Annotated in this window: 17 protein-coding genes; 12 read left to right on the plus strand and 5 right to left on the minus strand. The window is 44.4% G+C overall.

The features are described 5' to 3' along the window. Positions 1-204 precede the first annotated feature (204 nt). Positions 205-1,026, minus strand: coding sequence for a 2,3,4,5-tetrahydropyridine-2,6-dicarboxylate N-succinyltransferase (dapD, locus tag QO189_RS08670; RefSeq protein WP_371532416.1), 822 nt, complete (start codon positions 1,024-1,026; stop codon positions 205-207). Between the two features lie 247 nt (positions 1,027-1,273). Continuing rightward, the gene (locus tag QO189_RS08675) at positions 1,274-2,230 is read right to left on the minus strand and encodes an alpha/beta fold hydrolase (protein ID WP_371532417.1); all 957 of its coding nucleotides are present in this window, start codon (positions 2,228-2,230) and stop codon (positions 1,274-1,276) included. A gap of 365 nt (positions 2,231-2,595) precedes the next feature. On the opposite strand from QO189_RS08675, the gene QO189_RS08680 reads away from it, so the two are divergent. From QO189_RS08680 to QO189_RS08705, 6 genes are all read left to right on the plus strand, one after another. Continuing rightward, positions 2,596-3,759 carry an FAD-dependent oxidoreductase gene (locus tag QO189_RS08680; RefSeq protein ID WP_371532418.1) on the plus strand — a complete coding sequence of 388 codons (1,164 nt, stop codon included), beginning with the start codon at positions 2,596-2,598 and terminating at the stop codon, positions 3,757-3,759. A gap of 207 nt (positions 3,760-3,966) precedes the next feature. Next, positions 3,967-4,962 (plus strand): arsenosugar biosynthesis radical SAM (seleno)protein ArsS, encoded by a 996-nt coding sequence (gene arsS / locus QO189_RS08685; protein ID WP_371532419.1) that lies wholly within the window; start codon positions 3,967-3,969, stop codon positions 4,960-4,962. Positions 4,963-5,104: 142 nt separating this feature from the next. Continuing rightward, positions 5,105-5,890, plus strand: coding sequence for a DUF547 domain-containing protein (locus tag QO189_RS08690; RefSeq protein WP_371532420.1), 786 nt, complete (start codon positions 5,105-5,107; stop codon positions 5,888-5,890). A gap of 54 nt (positions 5,891-5,944) precedes the next feature. Then, entirely contained in the window at positions 5,945-6,652 is a 708-nt protein-coding gene (locus tag QO189_RS08695; protein ID WP_371532421.1) for a TIGR04283 family arsenosugar biosynthesis glycosyltransferase, read from the plus strand. Between the two features lie 53 nt (positions 6,653-6,705). Then, positions 6,706-7,383 carry a TIGR04282 family arsenosugar biosynthesis glycosyltransferase gene (locus tag QO189_RS08700; protein WP_371532422.1) on the plus strand — a complete coding sequence of 226 codons (678 nt, stop codon included), beginning with the start codon at positions 6,706-6,708 and terminating at the stop codon, positions 7,381-7,383. Positions 7,384-7,455: 72 nt separating this feature from the next. Further along, positions 7,456-8,499: a methyltransferase domain-containing protein gene (locus QO189_RS08705; RefSeq protein ID WP_371532423.1), complete on the plus strand. Its 1,044-nt coding sequence runs from the start codon at positions 7,456-7,458 to the stop codon at positions 8,497-8,499. Between the two features lie 145 nt (positions 8,500-8,644). Here QO189_RS08705 and mtnP read toward each other — a convergent pair whose 3' ends face one another. Then, positions 8,645-9,535: an S-methyl-5'-thioadenosine phosphorylase gene (gene mtnP / locus QO189_RS08710; protein WP_371532424.1), complete on the minus strand. Its 891-nt coding sequence runs from the start codon at positions 9,533-9,535 to the stop codon at positions 8,645-8,647. A 453-nt stretch (positions 9,536-9,988) separates the two neighbouring features. Here mtnP and QO189_RS08715 point away from each other — a divergent pair, with 453 nt between their 5' ends. The 3 genes from QO189_RS08715 to QO189_RS08725 are packed head-to-tail and all read left to right on the plus strand — an operon-like array spanning position 9,989 to position 13,554. Then, positions 9,989-11,008, plus strand: a complete 1,020-nt coding sequence (locus tag QO189_RS08715) for a TAXI family TRAP transporter solute-binding subunit (RefSeq protein ID WP_371532425.1) — start codon at positions 9,989-9,991, stop codon at positions 11,006-11,008. Then, positions 10,986-11,546, plus strand: coding sequence for a DUF1850 domain-containing protein (locus tag QO189_RS08720; protein ID WP_371532426.1), 561 nt, complete (start codon positions 10,986-10,988; stop codon positions 11,544-11,546). The genes QO189_RS08715 and QO189_RS08720 overlap by 23 nt, the downstream gene beginning before the upstream one ends. Then, positions 11,518-13,554, plus strand: coding sequence for a TRAP transporter permease (locus QO189_RS08725; protein WP_371532427.1), 2,037 nt, complete (start codon positions 11,518-11,520; stop codon positions 13,552-13,554). Before QO189_RS08720 ends, QO189_RS08725 begins: the two co-directional genes overlap by 29 nt. Positions 13,555-13,835: 281 nt before the next feature. On the opposite strand, the gene lipA is transcribed toward QO189_RS08725, so the two are convergent. Both lipA and QO189_RS08735 read right to left on the minus strand, forming a co-directional pair. Beyond that, on the minus strand, positions 13,836-14,879 hold the full coding sequence (gene lipA, locus QO189_RS08730; protein WP_298807214.1) for a lipoyl synthase: 1,044 nt from the start codon (positions 14,877-14,879) through the stop codon (positions 13,836-13,838). 148 nt (positions 14,880-15,027) lie between these two features. Next, positions 15,028-15,423, minus strand: coding sequence for a carboxymuconolactone decarboxylase family protein (locus QO189_RS08735; RefSeq protein ID WP_371532428.1), 396 nt, complete (start codon positions 15,421-15,423; stop codon positions 15,028-15,030). Positions 15,424-15,759: 336 nt separating this feature from the next. On the opposite strand from QO189_RS08735, the gene acnB reads away from it, so the two are divergent. The 3 genes from acnB to QO189_RS08750 all read left to right on the plus strand — a co-directional run bounded on the left by acnB (position 15,760) and on the right by QO189_RS08750 (position 19,652). After that, complete coding sequence (gene acnB, locus QO189_RS08740; RefSeq protein WP_371532429.1) at positions 15,760-18,363, plus strand: bifunctional aconitate hydratase 2/2-methylisocitrate dehydratase; 2,604 nt, start codon at positions 15,760-15,762, stop codon at positions 18,361-18,363. A 195-nt stretch (positions 18,364-18,558) separates the two neighbouring features. Beyond that, a complete protein-coding gene (locus QO189_RS08745) occupies positions 18,559-19,002 on the plus strand; it encodes a DUF805 domain-containing protein (RefSeq protein WP_371532430.1) in 444 nt (147 codons plus the stop codon). A gap of 206 nt (positions 19,003-19,208) precedes the next feature. Further along, positions 19,209-19,652, plus strand: a complete 444-nt coding sequence (locus tag QO189_RS08750; protein ID WP_371532431.1) for a PACE efflux transporter — start codon at positions 19,209-19,211, stop codon at positions 19,650-19,652. Positions 19,653-19,669 lie beyond the last annotated feature (17 nt).

Raw genomic sequence — 19,669 nt, forward strand, 5'->3', positions numbered from 1 at the left:
GGTTATCAATCGTAATAAAGAAGAAGGCAGGTTGTGGTATTTGTCGTTTTATGTTTGGATAAAACAAAACCAAAAAACGGATTATAACGCAACGCTCTGCATTAGGGTGCAAAAAAGACGCTGAAGTTTTCTTCAGCGTCTTTAGTAAAGATAGTTTATCGCCGTCCGTACCGTTCGGGTAAGAGGCTATGAATATTAAAAATACTAGGCTAAACGTAATAGCTCATTTACTGATGTTTTAGCACGAGTTTGCGCGTCTACCTTTTTCACGATGATGGCAGCGTACAAGCTGTGAGTGCCGTCTTCTGATGGCAAGCTGCCTGGTACGACAACAGAGCCTGCTGGTACACGGCCGCGATGAATCTCGCCAGTCTCACGGTCATAGATACGTGTAGATTGACCGATATAGACACCCATAGAGATAACTGCGCCTTCTTCGACGATCACGCCTTCAACGATTTCAGAGCGTGCACCGATGAAGCAGTTGTCTTCGATGATGGTTGGGTTGGCTTGTAATGGCTCTAAGACACCGCCGATGCCAACACCGCCTGATAGATGTACATTTTTACCGATTTGCGCACATGAGCCAACGGTCGCCCACGTATCAACCATCGCGCCTTGATCGACATACGCACCGATGTTGACATAAGAAGGCATCAATACCGCACCCGCTGCGATGTATGAGCCTTTACGGGCAACTGCTGGCGGTACAACGCGAACGCCTGCTTCTTTGAATTGAGCTTCAGTCCAATTGGCAAATTTGGTCGGTACTTTGTCATAAAACTGGACGTGCTCGCCCGCTGGCATGGCATAGTTGTCGTTTAGGCGGAATGATAGCAAGACCGCTTTTTTTGCCCACTGATTAACGACCCACTCGCCGTCTTTTTTCTCAGCGACACGCAGACTGCCGTCATCAAGCTTAGCCAATACTTCTTCGATGGCATCACGCACGTCTTGTGGCATGGTGCTTGGGCTATATTCGTTGCGGTTTTCAAAAGCTTGTTCGATGGTTTGTTGTAATGACATAAAGGTTCCTAACATAAGTAAAAGGGAGAGGTGATTCGTATTTATAGTGACATAACTTGGGTAGACCAGCTTAAAATACAATGCTTATAAAATATGGACGATTGTACAAGATAACTGGGCCAAAAAACTTGCTTGCCATATTGTCGCTAATTTGACCACTTTTAGCAAACAAGTTCAGTATTTCATTATGGCAGTGCCCGAGGAAAAGCGCTCAAAAGACTACTCAAGATAAATTGTTTATCGTGCTTTAAGCGTCTGGTGCAGTGTTTTTTATCCACGCCAAAATATCTTGATAAACCGTTTGATGGTCTGTTTCATGTAACACTTCGTGGCGCATATCAGGGTACAGTTGAATATCAACATGGCTAAATTTTTGTTTATGTAGGCGTTTGACCACTCGGCGAATACCGCGTCCCATGTTACCAATAGGATCATCTTCACCGCTGATAAATAGCATTGGGAAGTTTTTAGCAATGGTGGTGGCCCAGCCTTTGTTTAGTCCGGTATCCATCAAAGTAAATAATGTCATAAAGCCATTGTTGGTAAAGTCAAAACCAGTCTTTGGATCAGCTTCATAGGCTTCAATATTTGCAGTATTTTCACTTAGCCAAGCAAACTTCGATGATGCGGTGCGATCCTTTAGTTGACTGTTCAATACTTTGTTCATGGTATTGTCAAGTACTGAGTTCGGCTGTCTAGGTGCCACTTTTGCCAATACTTTATTGATAGGTAGCAAAACTTTGGTCAATGGATTGACGTCTGCTGAACCCATCAATATCGCGCCAGTGAAATTATGCGCATGATGCTTAAGTACGTTACGCACGATAAACGAGCCCATGGAGTGGCCCATCACAAAATGCGGTACATCAGGATGACGTGCTTTTAGGCTATCTGCCATAACAATCACATCTTTTAGCAGCGACTGTACTGGATGCTCTTCACCAAAAAAACCCAAATCCGCTTCGGTTTTGATAGTCTGGCCATGTCCAAGATGATCATAGGTTGCGACAGCAATGCCATGGTCCGCCAAGAACTGTGCAAAATCTGCATAGCGACCACTGTGCTCTGCCATACCATGCACAATCAATAGCGTCGCACTGATGGCAACATTTTTGTCACTTGGCTCAAAAAAGTTGTGGTGCAAGTAGTGAGTGTTGTCGGAGGAGAGAATGTTATCATTACTGGTATCGAGAGTGTTACTCATATAAGCTTCCTTGACAGGTTTTAATGGTCTATATTTTTTATGGATCGTTATTTCAAAAATACCGATCAGTTAGGTGGCGTCGTTATGATTTTATTTTACTAGGCGCTGATTGGTCGACCATTTTACCTTATTTTTTTGTGTTACGTGACAGGGTAATGAAATCTATACTTGGTAGCACCATTTAATGACAAAAATGAGTATGGTCAATATTATCTAAATTATCTAAGCCACTTATACCATCCACCCGATCATCAGGGTCGTCTATCAGACATATCTTATTTGTAGGCCGTTTTTTATGCTACTTATATGAAAGGCATTACAACTCGTTCGTCAAACATATATCCATCACTTTGATTAGGATGCCAATGAAACAGCTGTCGCCAAAAAAACTACTATTAGCAGGGGCAGGTCATGCTCATATTGGACTGTTACGTCGGCTTGTTGCTGGGCAGCTAGAGAGTACGGGTTTCAAGGGAACGGCTATAGACATCGCTCTAATTAGCGAGCAGCCGCAGACTATATATTCAGGAATGCTACCTGGTTGGATGGCAGGACATTACTCGCTTGACGATATCAGTATCGATATAAAATCACTTTGTAGGCGAGCGGGTGTGCGCTTTATTGAGCAGTCGATCGTGCAGGTTGATGCGGCATCCAATATGGTCGCGACAACGGGCGATGAGCGATTGGCACTTGATTATGATATGTTGTCATTGAATACTGGCGCAGATACAGATATGCGTTGGTTAGATAAACGAGACAGCTATGCTAAGACGGATACTCACGCCAGCACGGATGTAATCGCTATTCGTCCCTTGTCAGGTTTTATCACGCATTGGCAGCAGATTTTGGCTGAGGCGCGGCAAGCTAGTCAATATCAATTGGCAATCGTTGGTGCTGGGGCTGCCGCGACCGAATTGGTCATGGCAGCTCAAGTCGCGCTACAGCATATCAATCGTAACCATCAAGTGACACTGGTGTGCGGTGAGCATCTGTTATCAGGATTTAATCCACGATTTCAGCAACGCGTTATTAGGCAGCTGCATCGCCATGATATTAAGATAGTCCATGAGCGAGCGACTGGTTATCATGATGGTCATTTATTGACCGCACATGACACGCTGCCCATGAATGCTGTGATCGCTGCAACTGGGGTAGTGGGTTCAGCATGGACCGCTGCCACTGATTTACAGACGGTAGATAATGGTTTCATCGCCGTTAATACCATGCAGCAGAGTGTCTCTCATTCTAATGTATTTGCCGTTGGTGATGTTGCCACGCGAGTAGATGCAGATATGGCGCATTCAGGCGTTCATGCGGTACATGGCGGCTCGATAGAGGCAGATAACCTATTGGCCTATCTCAAAGACGAACCTATGCAAGACTATCAACCCAAGACACGCACGCTATATTTATTGTCTTGCGGGGACAAGTACGCCATTGCCAGTTGGGGAGCGCTCAGTCTGCAAGGTCTCGGGCTTTGGTATCTAAAACGGTATATCGATCAGCGTTTTGTGAAGGCTAAGTAGAGCAGCATTGGTTGGCATAAATAACAAAATTGATCTTACAAAACTGATATTACCAGTGATTCACAATCAGGTATGATTGATTAAACAAAATGTAAAATGACAGGTCAGTAAATAAGGTATGATGTTTATCAAATAGCAAATAAAAGCAATTACTTATATGTAAACATATCTTTTTTGAGTTGTGTTATTAACGGGGTCTATACGATTATGAAATCGACTATCGAACTACTTGAGCACACCGACTTTCCGGCGATCAAACGTCGCGAACTAACGATACTGCAAGTCAACATGGGCTACTTATGCAATATGTCTTGCGTCCATTGCCATGTGGCGGCCAGTCCTTATCGCACGGAGATGATGTCACGTGAGTTGGTTGAGCTGATTCCCAAAGTATTGCAAGCGCAAAATATCGATACGCTCGATTTGACGGGCGGTGCCCCTGAAATGCATGAAGATTTTAAGTATTTGGTCACAGCGGCTCGTGCGCTGGGCGTCAAAGTGATAGACCGCTGTAACCTGACTATTCTTATGGAAGATGGCTATGAGGATATGGCGCAGTTTTTAGCAGATAACCAAGTCGAAGTGGTGGCATCCTTGCCATGTTACTCCTTAGAAAACGTAGATAAGCAGCGCGGCAAAGGGGCATTCGACGACAGTATATTAGGTCTACAAAAACTCAACCAGTTAGGATATGGTAGGACTGATTCAGGACTGACCTTAAACTTGGTCTACAACCCGCAAGGCGCTACCTTACCGCCCAATCAGCAGCAGCTTGAAGCGGACTATAAGCGGGAGCTAAAAGAACACTTTAATATCGAGTTCAACCATTTGTTTGCCCTCACCAATATGCCGATTCAGCGTTTTGGCGCGGTACTATTGGCCAAAAATGAATTTCACCCGTATATGGATTTACTCAAAGAGAACTACGTGGCGGACAACTTGAGTGAAGTGATGTGCCGCTCGACAATCAGTGTTAATTGGCTGGGCGAATTGTTCGACTGTGACTTTAATCAGCAATTAGAGATGCCTGTACCTAATAAATCGCGCCGTCATCTCAGCGATCTACTCACTCAAAATCCCTCTGGCGATGCGATTGCTATTGCGGATCACTGCTATGGATGCACAGCAGGACAAGGGAGCAGCTGCGGCGGCGCGTTAGAAGAAGAGATCGTAGAGCAGACGATAGCAGACACGACTGTTTAGACGCCCATATTTACCATTAAGGGTCGTTGATAATAAATAGTTGTTAGGCTATCGAGCTGGACACTTGCGACAGACAAACATCATCAACTCAAGTGGAGTGAATCTCATGTCAAGATTGAATGTTTCAACAAAGGCCTTGATCGTGCAACCCATCATTGCGCTCGCGATTTTATCATCAAGCGCGGTTGCCTATGCAGATTTCAACCATCAAAGTTGGGATAGCTTATTAAATAAGCATGTCACCATGACCAACGGTGGTAAGGCTTCTGTGGTGAATTATGCGGGCATGCAAGCGGATAAGAGCAAGCTGGCAAGTTATCTTGAAGCGACGAGCAAAGTCTCTCAAGCAGAATTTAATCGTTGGAGTAAAAACGAGCAGTTGGCATTTTTGATCAATGTCTATAATGCAGGTACGGTCGATTTGGTACTCACGAAATATCCTAATATTAAATCCATCAAAGACATTGGCGGTCTGTTTGGCTCGCCGTGGAAGCAAGAGTTTATTCCGCTATTGGGTAAAACGCGCTCGCTTGACGATATCGAGCACAACCTCATTCGTGGTTCCAAACGCTACAAAGATCCGCGTATTCACTTCGCTGTTAATTGCGCGAGTATTGGTTGTCCTGCACTGCAAGATGACGCCTTTACTGGCAAAGGTTTGGATGGTCAATTAGAGCAGGCAACTGCTAAATTCTTGGCAGATGGTAGTCGCAACAATCTTAAGGGTAATACACTAAGGGTGTCGCCGATTTTTAAATGGTATAAGTCGGATTTTGAGAGTAATTGGCGTGGTACAAAAAACTTAGAAGGGTTTTTGGGTCGTTATAGCTCATCACTCGGAATGAGTAAAGCGCAGACAGCAGATCTAAACCAAGGCAAAATAAAAATCAGCTACACTGACTACAATTGGAATTTGAACAAAAAATAAGTCAAGGTTTTAATCAATGCTCGCGAGTTTATTCTTATTAAAACGGGACATACCTTGAACCTCTCTATCATTATTCCATTGTTAAATGAAGTGGATAATTTGCCACACCTCATTTCTCATATCCATACGCTCAGCCCCGCGCCGCAGCAAGTGATAGTGGTTGATGGGGGGTCAACGGATGGCTCGATTACCGCCGTCCATAATTTGCTAAAAGCGTTGCCAAAAACGAGACAGTCATCGATTGACTGGCATGTTATCGAGTCTGTTGCTGGACGCGCTCGGCAGATGAATGCTGGTGCTAAGCGAGCGACTGGGGATGTGCTGCTGTTTTTACATGCGGATACTCAGTTGCCGACTGATGCAATACATCAGGTACAGCGAGCAATGGCAGAGCATGACTGGGGGCGCTTTGATGTGCGCTTAGATAGTCATCATCCGTTATTAAAAGTCGTTGGTATGATGATTAATAAGCGCTCACGTTTAGTCAGTATTGCAACGGGCGACCAGGCTATTTTTATCAAAAAATCTTTATTTGAACGACTGGGTGGCTATCCTGATCAGCCATTGATGGAAGATGTCGAGCTATGTAAGCGCCTAAAAACCATTAGTAGGCCCGCTTGTTTAAAAAGCACAGTGACGACGTCCGCACGGCGTTGGCAGCAACATGGATATTTCCGCACCATATTTTTGATGTGGCATTTGCGCTTTGATTATTGGCGCGGGATATCGCCTGACAGCTTAAAACAGCGTTATTATAAGTAGGAATGATCCAGCCATATTGGACTAATAACAATAACAAAAAGGGCTTCGTATTGATGCATGCGACCAGCGACCGAACCACTACCATAGATGTCAACTCACAGATAAAAGAGCAACCTACCTGCGTCATCTTATTTGCCAAATATCCAGCACGTGATAAAGCAAAGACTCGTCTGCAACCTGCATTGGGTATCGATGGTGCTGCGGATATGGCAAGGCAGTTGTTATTACATAGTGTCGAGCAAGCTGTGGCGAGCGACTTTGCCATTGAGCTATGCGTGAGTCCAGCGCCAATGGATGCCTGCTGGCAATCGCTTGATTTACCCCAGTCTCTACAATGGTCTGCTCAGGCAAAGGGTGATTTGGGTATGCGTATGCTGACAGCCAGTCAGAACGCATTGGAAAAATATGAAAAAGTTGTCCTAATTGGAACAGATTGTCCTAGTCTCACGGCAGAGCGTATACAGACCGCCGTACAGCAGCTAGAGAAAGATAACGCGGTGATGATTCCTGCAACCGATGGGGGATATGTATTGCTCGGATTTAAGCAGATCAATGAAAGCCTTTTTTCAAACATCAACTGGAGTACGTCTAGCGTCGCTGAAGTCACTAAGCAACGTATTGCGGCACTAGGTTGGACATTGGCGTTATTGCCAGCGTTGCATGACATTGATGAGCCTGAAGATCTAAAGCATCTACCATCAGATTGGCGCAATACGCTCAACAAGATCTAAAAATTAAACATGATTTTCTATAGTTATCTACTTAACTTGTAATTGGATTTTACTATTAATAAGGACATTATTATGCATGACGTTGTGCAAAATTACTATGGCAAAGAGTTGCAAGGAACCGATGACCTAAAAACCTCAGCGTGTTGTGATATTAGCAATATGCCTGAGTGGCTTAAGCCGTTATTGGCAAATATCCATGATGAGGTATTGAGCCGCTATTATGGCTGCGGACTGGTGTGTCCTGCATTGCTTGAAGGCTGCCGAATTTTAGACTTGGGCAGTGGCTCAGGCCGAGACGTTTACGCACTGGCGCAATTGGTAGGTGAGAGCGGTCATGTGGTCGGTGTGGATATGACCGATGAGCAGCTGGCAGTTGCCAAGCAGCATCAAGCTTATCATGTTGAGAAGTTTGGCTATGACAATGTGACGTTTTTGCATGGTTATATCGAAAAGCTAGATGAGTTAAACCTTGCTGATGGTAGCTTTGATATTATCGTCTCAAACTGTGTTATCAATTTATCACCAGATAAAGCCGCCGTGATGGCGAGCGTGCAGAGACTGCTGAAACCGGGCGGCGAATTTTACTTTTCTGATGTTTATGCCGATCGCCGTATCCCGCAACACTTGATCGATGATCCTGTATTATATGGAGAGTGCTTGAGTGGCGCGTTGTATTGGAAAGACTTTATCCGTTTATCAAGAGACGCAGGGTTTTTAGACCCACGTCTGGTCGAAGATCGACCGCTTGAGATTACAGATCCTATATTGGCTGCCAAAATCGGTGATATACAGTTTTTCTCAGCCACTTATCGTTTATTCAAAATTGCAACGTTAGAAGATGCCTGTGAAGATCATGGACAAGCGGTGATCTACAAAGGGTCTATCGAGCAATCCCCGCATCGGTTTGATCTAGACAAGCATCATGCGATTGAAGCAGGCCGAGTATTTCCTGTCTGCGGCAATACCTTTCTTATGCTACAAGAGTCACGCTTTGCGCCGCATTTTGAGTTTATCGGTGATGACAGTCGCCACTATGGTATTTTTGCAGGGTGCGGTGAGCTGATGCCATTTGATCAAGCTATGATGCCATCGTCTGGTATGGGCGGTTGCTGTTAAGAGTAAAGGTGTCTCGTTAGCTTAGAGCCCAAACAGACTGATTAAAATCATAAAAAGGCCATTAATATACTTAATGGCCTTTTTGCATGTGCATAGGTAATGTGTATCCTAGACAATCATTTATCTAAATATCTTTAAATATTTACTATAGCAATGCAGCCAGTCTGACTCTAGTGTGTTCATCCATCATATCCACAGGCGTGACCAAAGCTTGGGAAAGGGCATTGTGGGCGATGGATTCGGGTGATTCAGCGGCAATCAAAGCAACCGCTTCTTGAACCACCTTTTGAGCGTTTTCAGCATTTTTCATCAGGTTTTTTATCGCATAGTCTGCACTGACGGCTTCTTCGCTAGGATGCCAACAATCAAAATCTGTCACCAAGGCCAATGTCGCATAAGCCATGCTGGCTTCACGTGCCAATTTGGCTTCTGGCATATTTGTCATTCCGATGATATCCGCTTGCATTTGACGATACCATTCCGACTCTGCACGGGTTGAGAACTGCGGCCCTTCGATACAGACATAGGTCGCCTTTTTGTGACAGATGCCTTCAGCTATATCTGCCTTATTATAGGCACGCGTTAGGATATCTGATAGGGCAGGACAGAGTGGGTCTGCCATTGATACATGAGCGACTGCGCCCTCACCAAAAAACGTACTTGCTCGCTGCTTGGTCATATCAATCATTTGATTTGGTACGACCATATCTAGCGGTTTGAGGTATGCTTGCAACGAGCCGACCGCCGATACTGAGACGATGTAGCGTACGCCTAATACTTTTAGCGCATAGATATTGGCACGGTAGGGTACTTCAGATGGGGTCAGTTTATGACCTTGACCATGCCGCGTCAGAAAAGCAACCGTTACTCCTTCTAATTCACCCAAAACAATGTCATCGGATGGACTGCCATAAGGTGTCTGTATCGTCACGCTGCGCTTATTAGTCAGTGCTTGGATCTGATACAAGCCACTACCACCAATGATGGCAATGTCAGCAGACAACGATTCCAGCGCTTCTGTTGTAGATATTGTCATAAAAATTATCCAAGTTGAGTCATAAAAAATAATGGTTTCGGTTCATATAATGAAGCATTCATCGACTTACGTAAAACATGTTTTAGACAAAGCCAATGAATGAATATCCAGTCAAAATATAGCAGAATCAAAGTGGTAATGAAAATAAATCAAAATATACAGCGTAATGCATATAGACAAACCGCGATAAAGGTTTACAACATCATTAAAATTTGGTTAAATGAAGATGAAACATTGTTTCACATAGCGGAACAATGTAGGTGTCAGCTATTATGTAGAATAAAAATATTTTCTCAAAAAGCCTGAAATATAAGGCATTGAAAGCAAAAGAGAAAACAGTCTTTGGTTTATTTATAACAAAAATTGCTATATCATTACTCAAGTGTAACGGATTAATACCTATATATTAATGCCGTTGGTTGTATTAAATCGATTATTTCAAGGATGAACTCAATGCTCACTTCTCTAAAATCTCCCTTACTTTTGTCAGCGATATTAAGCGCCATGCTAGGCTTAACCGCCTGCTCATCTCCAAGCTCAGAAGGCAATGAGACAGCTGCTGCGGATAGTACGTCAGCTGATGCGGCTACTGACACACTCGATACTAAGTTCCTAACCATTGCCACAGGCGGTGCGTCTGGCCCTTATAACATCATCGGCACTGCATTGTCTGAAGTCTATGTAAAAAACTTTGGCGTCAACTCAAAGACACAAACTACGGGCGCATCGGTTGAAAACGTCAATCTATTGACGCAAGGCAAAGTCGATATGGTATTGGCGCTCAGTGACGTGGTCACGGATGCGGTTGAAGGCAAAAACAACTTTGACAAGCCTATTACCAACATTCAGCAGATTGCAGTCTTGTACCCGAACGTGGTGCAAATCGTAACGACAAAAGACTCTGGCATCAAAAATATTGAGGATTTACGAGGCAAGCGTATTGCCGTTGGCGATCAAGGCTCTGGTACGGAAGTGAATGCTCGAACGCTACTAGAAGGCTTCGGTATCACCTATGATGATATCACTGTTGATTACTTGGGCTTTGCTGAAGCAGCTGATGGTATGAAAGCAGGTAAGATTGAAGCGGCATTCTTTAGTAGTGGTCTACCAAACTCATCGCTTATGGAGCTAGAGCAAGGTTTAGATTTGCAATTAGTTACTATCGATCAAGACAAGTTAAAAGAAATCATTGCGACCAAGCCTTATTTCAAAACCTTTGAAATTCCTGCTGGCACGTATGGCAATGACGCTGCGATTCCAACTGCCGCAATCATGAATGCGCTATTGGTGAGCTCTGATTTATCTGAATCTGATGGCTATAAATTGACTAAGGCGTTATTTGATAATCTGGACGGTCTAAAAACAGCACACCAAGCAGCCAACGATATCAGTCTAGAGACGGCTAGTGAAGGTATGGTCGCTCCAATTCATCCTGGCGCTAAAAAGTACTATGACGAACAAGCGGCCAAATAATTTATTATGGTTATCGACTGGCGCAGCATGTATTGCGGCGCTGGTTTTTTTGACCCTATGGATAGGTGTCGCGCGTCAGTCCGTGGTCGAAGTTCGCGTTGCAATAGAGGGTAGTGACGACAAAGTGTGTTATTTCACTGACCCTGACTTTCAGCTGCGCTGGATACATTCTGTAGAAAAGCAGTGGTGGGAAGAGCAATATCAGCGTCTAGAAAAAAGTAGTACAGAAGACGCTATGCTACTCCTCACCACCACATACTTTGAAGCATTTGGTGCTGGTACGCCTTCGACCGAACCCCTTGCACCCATACAAAAACCTGGCTATCTGGGTTATCAAATCAATGAAAAACTACCTAGCCTAAATTGGGTAGTCTCTAGACTGACCAAAGGCGAGATCGATTACGCTAGTCATCGTTTTTTGATTCATCAGTGGGTGCCAGATTATTCTGAAGTGGTGATCATGCCTAAGACGTATGGTTTAATTGATAGATTTAAAAAGGACTTGTGTCATGAACTCCCAAGTGACGGATCACGGTAGCGTGAATACCACACCAGATGATAGCGTTGACAAAGACGCTGAGGCTGTCAACAGAGCGGTATTGGAAAAATATGACCGAGAGTCAATCACACGTCATATCACGCAAGGACCAGTAAAGTACTTTATCGCTGGTATTTGTATACTCTATTCACTTTTCCATTTGTATATTACCTTTAACCCAATGCCTGCATTGCTACAGCGCTCTGTACACGTCGGTGTCGGTTTTGCCTTAATTTTCTTGATCTTTCCTGCCAGTAAAAAAAGCAGTCGCAGTCGAATCGCATGGTATGACTGGATTTGGTTTTTATTGTCTTTGTCCGGTATGAGCTACCTGATCTACGAGTATCAGGATATTGTGACCTCGCGTGGTGGCATGGCCAATCCGCTTGATGTGATATTTTCTCTGATTACGGTGGTCTGCGTGCTAGAAGGCAGTCGCCGTATCACTGGTTGGATTTTGCCAATATTGGCAGGGATATTTTTGGCGTATCCGTTTGTCAGTCACATGGATTTTATGCCTGATAGATTGCTGACTCGCCCTTATGATATGGGCGATATTTTTGGTCAATTATTTCTAAAAACCGAAGGTCTTTATTCTGTTGCGATTGGCGCGTCAGTGACCTTTATCTTTTTGTTCATTCTCTTTGGTGCATTCTTAGCACGTTCTGGAATGGGACAGCTGTTCAATGATTTGGCATTAGCCATCGCCGGTCACAAAAAAGGCGGACCCGCAAAAGTCGCGGTTATCTCTAGTGGCTTTATGGGTAGTATCAATGGCTCTGCATTATCAAACGTTGTCAGTACTGGTGCCTTTACCATTCCATTGATGAAAAAAGTCGGTTATCACAAAGACTTCGCGGGCGCGGTTGAGGCGAGTGCCTCGGTTGGCGGACAGATTTTGCCTCCGATTATGGGTGCCAGTGCCTTTATTATGGCGGAAACCACCGGTCTGCCGTATAGTACGATTGCGCTTGCCGCTTTGTTGCCTGCGATATTGTACTATTTAGGCGTCATTGCGCAGGTGCATTTCCGCGCTGGACGTCGTGACCTAAAAGGTATCGCTAAAGAGAGTTTGCCCGCGGTAAAAGAAGTGTTAAAAGCTCGCGGTCACATGCTATTACCGATTGTCTTTTTGATTTTCTTATTAATTAGAAACGTCCCTGTGGGATATGCCGCTGCTTATACGATTGGTTTTACCGTGGTGATCAGTATGCTACGCGCTGAGACGCGCATGAGCTTCTCTGATATTTTGGGTGCATTAGAAGACGGTGCGCGCCAGTCGCTTGCGGTCATGGCGGCTTGTGCGGTCGTTGGTATTATCATTGGGGTTGTGAGTTTGACCAGCTTTGGTACAGTAATGACATCTTCTATTGTCACGCTAGGTGCGGGATCGTTGTTCTTTACGCTTATTTTGACGATGCTAGCATCTATGGTTTTGGGAATGGGGCTACCATCTATCCCTGCCTATATCATTACCGCGACCATGGCTGCTCCAGCATTGGCAGGGTTTGATATTCCAATTTTGTCAGCGCATATGTTTGTATTCTACTTTGGTATCTTTGCCAATATTACCCCGCCTGTGTGTCTAGCAGCCTTTGCTGGCGCTGGTATATCCGGTGGCGATCCGATGAAAACAGGGTTCTTGTCGCTTAAACTGGCACTTGCCGGATTCATCGTACCGTTTATGTTTATCTATAATCCAACGATGCTCATGATAGATCCGACCGGTTTGGCAGTTACGGCGAAAGACTTCCCGCTACCGCCTATTTTGGATATCATCACAGTCGTTGTGACCTCAGTGACAGGTGTGATTGCATTAAGCTCGGCACTTGAAGGGTACTTCAAAGGCGATATGAACACCGTGACTCGCGTTATTTTAGCTATTGGTGCTTTATTGCTCATTTATCCTGAAATTACCACAGGTATGATTGGCGCGGTTATCGTGGTGGGTATTGCGGTATTCAATATAAAAACGAGTGCAGCGCCAACCCCGACGATGAGTGTCTAATTTTGAATATAGAGTACCAATCCCAAAACTATGATTAGCTGTGTCAAACTCGTTTAGTCTACAATACGTAGTACTTGCACTCGTTTTCCTTGCTACTCAAAGTTTTGGTAATGGTATAGATATAAAGGATCTAGACTGTAGTTACTGATATTTTAAAGATAGAGCTATTTGATCGAATCATAAAAAAAGGGTGGATAACAAAACATGTTATTCACCCTTTTATATTTTTGGCTACTATCTTTAGTACTTTGATATTGGTTTAACAATAATCAAATCAGCGCTTAGCAGCCAAGTTTGCCTTCAGCTTCTAATGCTTTTTTGCTACGGATAGGTGCTGGGCAATCTTCGCCATAGTATTGACGATCGGCAAAGTAGCTTGAGCGCACCATTGGGCCTGCCCAAATGCTAAAGAAGCCGATCTTTTTGCCGTAGTCCATATAGCGCTGGAACTCATCTGGATGGACATAACGATCAACAGGAGCATGGTTTTTACTAGGCTGTAGATACTGACCAATCGTGATCATATCTACGTCATGCGCTTTTAGATCATCAAGTAGGGCATAGATCTCTTCTTCTGTCTCGCCAAGACCAACCATAAAACCGCATTTGGTCGCGATATCAGGACGACGCTCTTTATAAATCTTAAGCAAGTCGAGTGAATGCTGATAGTCAGAACCTGGACGGAAAGCTTTGTATAGACGTGGCACGGTTTCGATATTGTGGTTAAACACATCTGGCGCGGTCTCTGTCAATAAATCCAACGCAATATCCATACGACCACGGAAATCTGGTACTAGGATTTCAATCAAGCAGTTTGGGCTAAGCGCTCTTGATTCGTTTAGCACCTCTACAAAATGTCCAGCTCCGCCATCTTTGAGATCATCACGATCGACAGAGGTAATGACCGCGTATTTGAGCTGCAGACCTTGGATGGTCTCAGCAGTATGACGTGGCTCATCCTTGTCTAACTCATTAGGACGACCATGACCAACATCACAGAAAGGGCAGCGACGCGTACAGATATCACCCATAATCATAAAGGTGGCGGTACCATCCGCGAAGCACTGCGGCAAGTTAGGGCAGGCCGCTTCTTCACAGACGGTATAGAGCTTTTGCTCACGCAAAGTCGCTTTGATACGCGCCACTTCAGCCGGCGATGACATTTTTACCCGAATCCAGTCAGGCTTTTTCTTTGCCTCAACGGTCGGGATTACTTTAATTGGGATACGGGCAACTTTATCATAGCCACGTAGTTTTTCGCCTTGGATGGCTTTTTTGGGTTTGACCTTAGCAGCAGGTACATGGGTTTGTACGGCAGTTGTCATAATAGAATTATCTCTTAACCCTTTATAGTATAAGGGTTTATGGAATGATCAGAATGTTTTATGAGTGGCGATATTATAGCAGAAATTTATCAGGCAGTTTTTGTACAATATCATTAAGATTACTATGATTAACCTAGCGACCATAGTTTTAAATATCTATATCGATTTCCATCTCATTTAGGGTATCTATGGCGGCGCGAAACGCTTCTTGCGTGGCAGGTGCACCGCAGTACGGCAGGCTATGCATCAGCACTTCGCGAATCTCAGCGACGCTAGCGCCATTGTTGATGGCACCGCGGATATGTCCTTTTAACTCGCTTGGGCTTTTTTGCGCAATCAAAAAGGCAATAGTGATCAATGAGCGATATTTGCGCGGCAATACTGAATCATCTTGCCATGTGCTGCCCCAAGCGTGCTCAATGATCCAGTCTTGTAATGGCTGAGTAAATCCTGTGGCGGCATCAAGCGAGCGTTTGACATGCGCTTCACCCATCACTTCTGTGCGTACCTTGAGGCCATTATCATAGTTGGTGTTGCTATCCATATCAGCTCGTCCTTTGATGTCTTATAAAAATGTCTTATAAAAGCGTATAACAGTCATATGGTGTCTGCGCACTCATAAAGCAAGTTTTTATCGATCAGTGCAGGTACGTAAATACGAGCGATTATAAGGCGTGCAATCATATTATTGATGGGACTATTTTTATAATAAATGTTGGATATGGCCTTACTATGAGCCTTTTCAGGGCTGAGCCATTAACATTTAGAGCGTTTTAAGCTATGATTGCACGGATAATTATTCCCTATAGTATATAGACGCAGGCGGTCATGCTGACTACCCACGTAATGTGCTAAACCCCAACTGACGAGGACGACTATTGTGTTAGAAGCTTATCGTAAACATGTCGAAGAACGTGCTGAGCTAGGAACGGTTCCGCTACCATTGAACGAAAAACAAGTAGCAGAGTTGGTTGAATTACTAAAGAACCCGCCAGCAGGCGAAGATGCATTTTTGATGAACTTGCTAGAAAACCGTATCCCTGCTGGTGTTGACCAAGCAGCCTACGTCAAAGCGGCATTTTTGGCTGCTATCTTAAAAGGTGAGACATCATCACCATTGATCAGCAAGCAAAAAGCGGTTCAAATTTTAGGTACTATGCAAGGTGGTTACAACGTTCAACCATTGGTTGCGGCACTAGATGACAGCGAAGTCGCACAAGACGCTGCTGAAGCATTGAAGAAAACTTTGCTAGTATTTGACGCATTCAATGACGTGACTGAAAAAGCTGAAGCGGGCAACACCATTGCTAAAGAAGTCGTTCAATCTTGGGCTGACGCAGAATGGTTCTTGAACCGCCCTGAAGTACCAAAGAAAACCACTTACACGACGTTTAAAGTCACTGGTGAGACCAACACGGATGATTTGTCACCTGCGCAAGACGCATGGAGCCGTCCTGATATCCCATTGCATTCACTAGCCATGCACAAAAACTCTCGCGACGGCATCAATGCTGACGAAGAGGGTGTTGTTGGTCCAATGAAGCAAATCGAAGAATTGAAAGAAAAAGGCCATCCATTAGCTTATGTTGGTGACGTGGTTGGTACGGGTTCTAGCCGTAAGTCTGCAACCAACTCAGTATTGTGGTTGATGGGTGAAGACATCCCTAACGTGCCAAATAAACGTGGCGGCGGTCTAGTACTCGGTAATAACATTGCTCCGATTTTCTTCAACACCATGGAAGATTCTGGCGCATTGCCAATCGAAAAAGTTGCGGTTGATAACCTAAATATGGGTGATGTGTTTGACATCTACCCACATGACGGCAAAATCACCAAGCATGACTCTGATGAAGTGCTCTCAACGTTTACGCTAAGCTCACCTACTTTGCTTGATGAAGTGCGTGCTGGCGGCCGTATCCCATTGATCGTTGGTCGTGGTTTGACCAACCGTGCGCGTGAGTACATGGGTCTTGGTCACTCAGACGTGTTTGCTAAGCCAGAAGAGCCAGCCGATACGGGTAAAGGCTTTACGCTAGCGCAAAAAATGGTTGGTAAAGCATGTGGCCTAGAAGGCGTACGTCCAGGTATGTACTGTGAGCCTAAGATGACGACGGTCGGCTCTCAGGATACGACTGGCCCAATGACCCGTGACGAGCTAAAAGACTTGGCATGTTTGGGTTTCCAAGCGGATCTCGTGATGCAGTCATTCTGTCATACGGCGGCTTATCCAAAGCCAGTTGACGTTGAGACTCAGCACACACTACCTGACTTTATCATGAATCGTGGCGGCGTCAGCTTACGTCCAGGTGATGGTATCATTCACTCATGGTTGAACCGTATGCTACTGCCAGATACCGTTGGTACTGGTGGTGACTCGCATACTCGTTTCCCAATGGGTATCTCGTTCCCAGCAGGTTCTGGTCTAGTTGCTTTCGCAGCGGCAACTGGTGTGATGCCACTTGATATGCCTGAATCTGTCCGTGTTCGTTTTGTTGGTGAGCGTCAGCCTGGTATCACCTTGCGTGATCTAGTACATGCTATTCCTTATCAAGCGATCAAAGAAGGTTACTTGACTGTTGATAAGAAAGGTAAAATCAACGAGTTCAATGGCCGTATTCTTGAAATCGAAGGTCTAGAAGATTTGACTGCTGAGCAGGCGTTTGAATTGTCTGATGCCTCAGCTGAGCGTAGTGCGGCTGGTTGTACTATCACTTTGTCTGAAGCATCAGTGACTGAGTACCTAAACTCAAACATCACGCTGCTTAAGTGGATGATCAGTGAAGGCTATGGCGATGCGCGTACGATTAGTCGCCGTGTTGAGCAAATGCAAGAGTGGTTGGCTAACCCAAGCCTCATGCGCGCTGATGACGATGCTGAATACGCGATCGACATCACGATCGACATGTCAGACATCAAAGAGCCGATCCTTTGCTGCCCGAACGATCCAGATGATGCAAAAACGCTAGCAGACGTCGCTGGTGATACCATTGATGAAGTATTCATTGGTTCATGTATGACTAACATCGGTCACTTCCGTGCGGCAGGTAAATTGCTACAAGACGTACCAGCAGGTAGCCTGAAAACTCGTCTATGGATTGCACCACCGACCAAGATGGATGCACGCCAGTTGATGGAAGAAGGTTACTACAACATCTATGCACAAGCCGGCGCTCGTACTGAAATGCCAGGTTGTTCACTATGTATGGGTAACCAAGCACGTATCGCACCGAAATCTACTGCGGTATCGACCTCGACTCGTAACTTTCCGAACCGTCTAGGTCAAGGCGCTAACGTATACCTAGCTTCTGCAGAGCTTGCCGCAGTTGCCGCCGTACTTGGTAAATTGCCGACTAACGATGAATATCAGCAGTATGCTGGCATGCTAAATAGCATGGGTGATGAAGTGTATCAATACATGAACTTCGATCGTATGGAAGACTATACGGAAGAAGCAGACAAGATCAACGTTGCTCAATTGAGCTAGTCTTGGTTGACGTTTAAGCTAAACGTTTTTGAATAAATAAAAACCCCGTATCGTGATGATCCGGGGTTTTTTATTGATGACTCTAAGAAAACTAGTATTCATTTACAAACTTTTATTGAGTATCTATAATCAAAGCTAATTGTTGGTAATTTTCACTGACGATTTCTACTTTTCACGACTGAGATAAAAAGCCCTATGGAAAATAATATTAAGCTTGATAAAGCGACTCCGCCGCCACTGCCCAGATCTACGATGGCTAACAATCATAGCGCTGAAGCAAATTACGGCATCATTGACTGGTTTAAAAAGGGCATGAGAAATTATGTCAATTTCTCTGGTCGTGCTCGCCGTAAAGAGTTTTGGTATTTTTCTTTGGTATATATGATCTTGGCAATTTTTGCGATGATAATAGATGCAATTATTTTTGACGCAGAAACAGGGCCTGTTTATATAGTTGTAGCGCTTGGTCTTGCTTTACCCAGTATTGCTGTTGGTATTCGCAGGTTACATGATACGGGTCGCTCAGGATGGTGGTTTTTAATATCCTTAATACCACTGATAGGCGGCATTGTGTTTCTTGTATTTTGTGCTAATGATACTAAGCCTGAAACCAATCAATGGGGCCCGCCAGCAAAATAGTCTGGCCTAGGATAAGGTCGGTTTTTGATAAATCTGTTTACGTCTGTATAAATGTACTGGCTGATTTTCTAAGTCATCTTATGTATAATATAAGTGCAGGCGGAAACCGTGGCTCTGCATTTCACCTCTCTTTTTTATCTCGGGACGGACCGATACTTTGATACGCACTTTTTTGTTTAAGAACAGGTGCTTTGGAGTCTTGGTTGATGATTACGTTATCACCGTTCAAACGTCGTATTGCCTACGTAATTGTGTTCGAGATTGTCGCAATTATCTCTTCTACCTTTGTATTAATGAAACTCAGCAATAGCGATGCATCGGATTCTCTACCTGTCGCGATGATGGTATCGCTGGCTGCAATCATTTGGAACTTTGTATACAACACCGCTTTTGAGACTTGGGAGGAGCGCAGGCAAATAGCAGAGCGTACGCTGCTTATTCGTAGTGTTCATGCCTTGATATTTGAAGTTGGTTTGGTTTTGATCTGCTTACCGTTATATATGATTTGGTATCACGTTGGCTTGCTCCAAGCGTTTATGATGGAAGCGGCCTTACTGGTGTTTTTCTTGATTTACAATTTCGTATTTACCTTTATTTTTGACAAGATATTTACTTTACCGTATCAGTATAAGTCAGCGTCTGCTTCTTAACCGCAGACATAAACGAA

It is taken from the genome of Psychrobacter sp. Arc29, from assembly GCF_041431175.1.
Classification (GTDB): Bacteria; Pseudomonadota; Gammaproteobacteria; order Pseudomonadales; family Moraxellaceae; genus Psychrobacter.

What these genes read in the sequence shown, in the direction of transcription:
- dapD (WP_371532416.1), bottom strand. Translation starts at nt 1,026, where the DNA reads ATGTCATTACAACAAACCATCGAACAAGCTTTTGAAAACCGCAACGAA.
- QO189_RS08675 (WP_371532417.1), bottom strand. Translation starts at nt 2,230, where the DNA reads ATGAGTAACACTCTCGATACCAGTAATGATAACATTCTCTCCTCCGAC.
- QO189_RS08680 (WP_371532418.1), top strand. Translation starts at nt 2,596, where the DNA reads ATGAAACAGCTGTCGCCAAAAAAACTACTATTAGCAGGGGCAGGTCAT.
- arsS (WP_371532419.1), top strand. Translation starts at nt 3,967, where the DNA reads ATGAAATCGACTATCGAACTACTTGAGCACACCGACTTTCCGGCGATC.
- QO189_RS08700 (WP_371532422.1), top strand. Translation starts at nt 6,706, where the DNA reads ATGCATGCGACCAGCGACCGAACCACTACCATAGATGTCAACTCACAG.
- QO189_RS08705 (WP_371532423.1), top strand. Translation starts at nt 7,456, where the DNA reads ATGCATGACGTTGTGCAAAATTACTATGGCAAAGAGTTGCAAGGAACC.
- mtnP (WP_371532424.1), bottom strand. Translation starts at nt 9,535, where the DNA reads ATGACAATATCTACAACAGAAGCGCTGGAATCGTTGTCTGCTGACATT.
- QO189_RS08715 (WP_371532425.1), top strand. Translation starts at nt 9,989, where the DNA reads ATGCTCACTTCTCTAAAATCTCCCTTACTTTTGTCAGCGATATTAAGC.
- QO189_RS08720 (WP_371532426.1), top strand. Translation starts at nt 10,986, where the DNA reads ATGACGAACAAGCGGCCAAATAATTTATTATGGTTATCGACTGGCGCA.
- QO189_RS08725 (WP_371532427.1), top strand. Translation starts at nt 11,518, where the DNA reads ATGAACTCCCAAGTGACGGATCACGGTAGCGTGAATACCACACCAGAT.
- lipA (WP_298807214.1), bottom strand. Translation starts at nt 14,879, where the DNA reads ATGACAACTGCCGTACAAACCCATGTACCTGCTGCTAAGGTCAAACCC.
- QO189_RS08735 (WP_371532428.1), bottom strand. Translation starts at nt 15,423, where the DNA reads ATGGATAGCAACACCAACTATGATAATGGCCTCAAGGTACGCACAGAA.
- QO189_RS08745 (WP_371532430.1), top strand. Translation starts at nt 18,559, where the DNA reads ATGGAAAATAATATTAAGCTTGATAAAGCGACTCCGCCGCCACTGCCC.
- QO189_RS08750 (WP_371532431.1), top strand. Translation starts at nt 19,209, where the DNA reads ATGATTACGTTATCACCGTTCAAACGTCGTATTGCCTACGTAATTGTG.